The sequence below is a fragment of the Chitinophaga sp. genome (genome assembly GCF_036569125.1).
Lineage (GTDB): Bacteria > Bacteroidota > Bacteroidia > Chitinophagales > Chitinophagaceae > Chitinophaga.
In genome coordinates this window covers 1-3,885 of record NZ_DATCRF010000228.1, presented here as the reverse complement: position 1 = coordinate 3,885, position 3,885 = coordinate 1, and the positions used below count along the sequence as shown (strand labels likewise).

Below are 3,885 nucleotides of genomic sequence, written 5' to 3'. Positions count from 1 at the left end.
AGGCTTTGCAGATGCTTACAGAGTTCAGATTGTGACATGCGTTTGAAATGATGGTTGAGGTAAGAAGTATGATGTATGATGATCGATGTTTGAAGTATGAAGTATGAAATTGGCGGTTATTTGCTATTTCATACTTCGTACTCTTACATCGTATCTATTAATTATTCATTATTCATTATTAATTCCTACTTCACTTCTGCCAGGTACTTGTGTACAAAGCTAATGGCCATGGAGCCCTCTCCTACGGCGGCGGCTACACGGTTCATGGCGCTGGCGCGAACGTCGCCGGCGGCAAAGATGCCGGGGCAGCTGGTTTCCAGCAGATAAGGATCGCGCTGCTGCTTCCAGATCTTGCCAAAAGCATCATACTTCTTTAGCTCACGGCCGGTTTCAATAAAGCCTTTTTCATCCTTGATGATGTTAAGGGCTATCCAGTCGGTGAAGGGCCTGGCGCCTATGAAAATGTACAGTGCATCGGCTGGTTCCGTACAGGTTTCACCGGTTTCCACGTTCTTGATCACCAGCTTCTCCAGCTTGTCGGTGCCAATGGCTTCTGCAATTTCCGTACGCGGGCGGATCTTAATATTGCCGGTTCCCCTGATCTGCTCTATCAGGTAGGCTGACATTGTGCTGCTCAGATCATCCTTACGGATCAGGATATACACGGTTTTCGCAAATTTGGAAAGGTACATGGCAGCCTGCCCGGCGGAGTTGCCGCCGCCTACAATGTATACTTCCTTATCCTTGCAGGCCGTGGCTTCCGTCATGGCGGCGCCGTAGTAAATGCCTGCGCCGGTGAACTGATCCACGCCCTGGGTTTCCAGCTTGCGGTAATCTACCCCGGTGGTAATGATCACGCTGCGGGTGTTGATCACGCTATCATCTTCCAGGATGATCTTATTATAACCATCCTTTTGCTGAATATCTTTTACGGATTGCGGTGTAATAAACTCTGTACCCAAACGGGTGGCCTGCGCGATGGCGCGGCGGGTAAGCTCTGCCCCGCTTAAACCGGTGGGAAATCCCAGGTAGTTCTCAATGCGGGAGCTGGTGCCTGCCTGTCCGCCCGGTGCGCGGCGTTCTATCAGTAAGGTCTTTAATCCTTCCGATGCGCCGTATACACCGGCTGCCAGCCCTGCGGGGCCTGCGCCAATGATCACCACATCATATACATCGTGCTTTACGTGCGGGTTCAATCCTACCTTACCGGCAATTTCCATAATGGTAGGCGTTACCAGGTAACTGCCGTCTTCAAAGAACACTACGGGCAGCTCTTTCTGGCTTAAGTTGTTCAGTTCCAGCAGGCGGTTGGCATCGCTGGTGGTTTGTATATCCAGCCACTGGTAAGGTATGAGGTTGCCTGCCAGGAAATCCTTCACGGCATGTGATTGCTGGGAGAACTGGTAGCCCACTACTTTAATGCCCCTGAAATCCGGATGGTAAATGTGCTGCCAGTCGTCCAGCAGCTCATCTATCACCGGGTACAACTTTTCTTCCGGCGGCCCCCAGGGTTTTACCAGGTAATAATCCAGCTGTACGGAGTTAATGGCTTTAATGGCAGCGTCGGTATCAGAATAAGCGGTGAGCAGCACCCGCCGGGCTTCCGGGTAGAACTGCATGGCCTTTTCCAGGAAATCCACCCCTTCCATTACGGGCATCCGCTGATCTGAAATGAACATGGCAATGGTTTCGCCCTTGTTCTTCAGCTCCAGCAGGCTGTCCAGCGCTTCGTTCACCGTGGTGGTGCTGATAATTTTATAGTCTTTACGGTATTGGCTTTTAAGGTCGCGTACAATTGCACGCAGTACCTGCTCATCATCATCTATACAGAAAATTAAAGGTTGTTCCATGGCTTTTTTTAGACGGTATGTGTTGACATAATTTCCGCAGCGTTAAATATACAATTTAAAAGAATGATTACCCCTGTATGGGCAGCGACACCTTAAACTCCGTTCTTCCGGGTTCTGAGATCGCCTTTACGTTACCGTTATGCTGGCGGACGATCTGCATAACAATATCCAGGCCCATACCGGTACCCTTGCCAATGCCTTTGGTGGTGAAGAAGGGATCAAAAACGCGGCTTCTGATCTCTTCCGGGATACCGGGGCCATTGTCGATGATGGACACGTATACGCAGTGGCGGTCCTGCGAGGTTTGTATTTCCAGCACGCCTTTTTTATTGGGCTCCATGGCATCCAGGGCATTGTCAATGAGGTTGGTCCATACCTGGTTCATTTCGCCAATGAGGGCTTTGATCTGCGGAAGCGTATTATCAAAATTCTCCACCAGCTCCACATTTCCCTTACGCAGGCGGTGCTGCAGTATAACCAGGGTGTTGCGGATGCCGCTGTGAATGTCTGTGAGCTCCTTATCATGCCCCTGGTCCATGTGGGTGAACACCTTTACGGAACCTACCAGGGTGGCAATACGTTTGGAGGCTTCTTCGATATCCAGCACCATTCTTTCCGTGATCAGGTTACTGTTGATCCAGTTAAACACCGGCGAAATATCCTTGGCCGGCATCTGTGCTTTAAAATCATCCAGGTGAGCTGTGGTAAAGCCAAATTCCACCATGTTCTCTGCTATCTCGGTGCTGTTGGTTACGTTATGGTCTTCCAGCCAATCCAGCAGCTCATCTTCCCTGCGGGACCGTTCCATCATGGAGAGCACCGGTTTTTCCGTTTCATGCAGGATGGAGAACAGGAGCTTACTCACGATATCTACCTGCTCGGGGGTTACCTGTATGGCCATGATCTCTTTAAAAGTAGTGGGCTCCATCTGCAGGTGTTTTTTCAGGGATGCGGCGCCCCGTACTACGGCTGCAGCAGGGTTATTAAGCTCATGCGCCAGGCCGGCGGAGAGCTTGCCCAGGGCCATCATTTTTTCGTTCTGCTGCTGGAAGGAGGTGAATTCCCGCACGCGGTCCGTCATCATATGCACCAGGGCCTGTGTAAGCTCGAAATGGGTACGGATCAATTCCGGCGATTTCTCGATGGGAAGGCTCATGATCTGGGTATCTTCCAGGGCTTCGCCAAAAGCGGCAGCTACCTTACCTCTTGAAAAAGGCAGGTAACCGGCTATGGAGCGGGGCGGCCATACTGCAAACTCCCGTACTTCATTATTTTGCAGGCGGTATACGCGAATGCGGCCGCTTACAATAAAATGGGTAGCCCAGATGGCGGTATCCGGCTCAAACAGGAATCCGCCGGGGGGAATAACGTAATGCTGGCTGTTATCGATCATCCATTGCAGCTGCTCTGCCGGAACATCCTTAATGGCCTCTATGGTATGGAGCCATTCTACAGTAACCTGGGTCATCTTAAATTATTGGTTTAAAAGTTGGAAGGCATGCCGCAGGGAGATCATCCGTGCTTGCAAACTTAAAGTTACTTAAATTTGCCCTGTTTTAGGAAGGATCAGATAAGTACAAAAGCAGCAAGGAATCATGAGCAAGGATGCAATCAGGTTGGATATTTCCACTACGGTCAGACATTATTTAGCGGCTGACAACAATGCCCCGCAAGGCTTCGGGATTGAAAAATACACGGACCTGCAGGCGGGCGATTTTGCGATACTAAGCAATGAAGGCGGCCGGCATAACGGCCCGCCGGTGAAAACCGATCATTTTGCCCTGGTACTGTGCATGCGGGGGCATGGCGTTAAAACCATCGGGCACCATACGTTTGAAGTAACGCCTCAATCCATACACATCGTTTCTCCACGCGACCTGCACTCTTTTGAAAATGCTTCCGACGATCTGCTGTTATACATGATCCTGTTCCGGCATGAATTTGTAGCCCATACTTTTATTAAAGAGCAGATCCTGGATCAGCTGTTAGAGCTGCCGCCGGAGCTTCCGCCGATTTACCACCTGGATGAACGTGA

Annotated in this window: 3 protein-coding genes; 1 reads left to right on the top strand and 2 read right to left on the bottom strand. The window is 50.6% G+C overall.

The window, feature by feature from the left end; genetic code table 11:
• Positions 1–185 precede the first annotated feature (185 nt).
• On the bottom strand, positions 186–1,850 hold the full coding sequence (locus VIM87_RS08135; protein WP_331996500.1) for an FAD-dependent oxidoreductase: 1,665 nt from the start codon (positions 1,848–1,850) through the stop codon (positions 186–188).
• 67 nt (positions 1,851–1,917) lie between these two features.
• Positions 1,918–3,318 (bottom strand): sensor histidine kinase, encoded by a 1,401-nt coding sequence (locus VIM87_RS08130; RefSeq protein ID WP_331996499.1) that lies wholly within the window; start codon positions 3,316–3,318, stop codon positions 1,918–1,920.
• A 127-nt stretch (positions 3,319–3,445) separates the two neighbouring features.
• Here VIM87_RS08130 and VIM87_RS08125 point away from each other — a divergent pair.
• Positions 3,446–3,885, top strand: a 440-nt coding sequence (locus tag VIM87_RS08125; protein WP_331996498.1) for an AraC family ligand binding domain-containing protein, incomplete at its 3' end; no start/stop codon positions are given.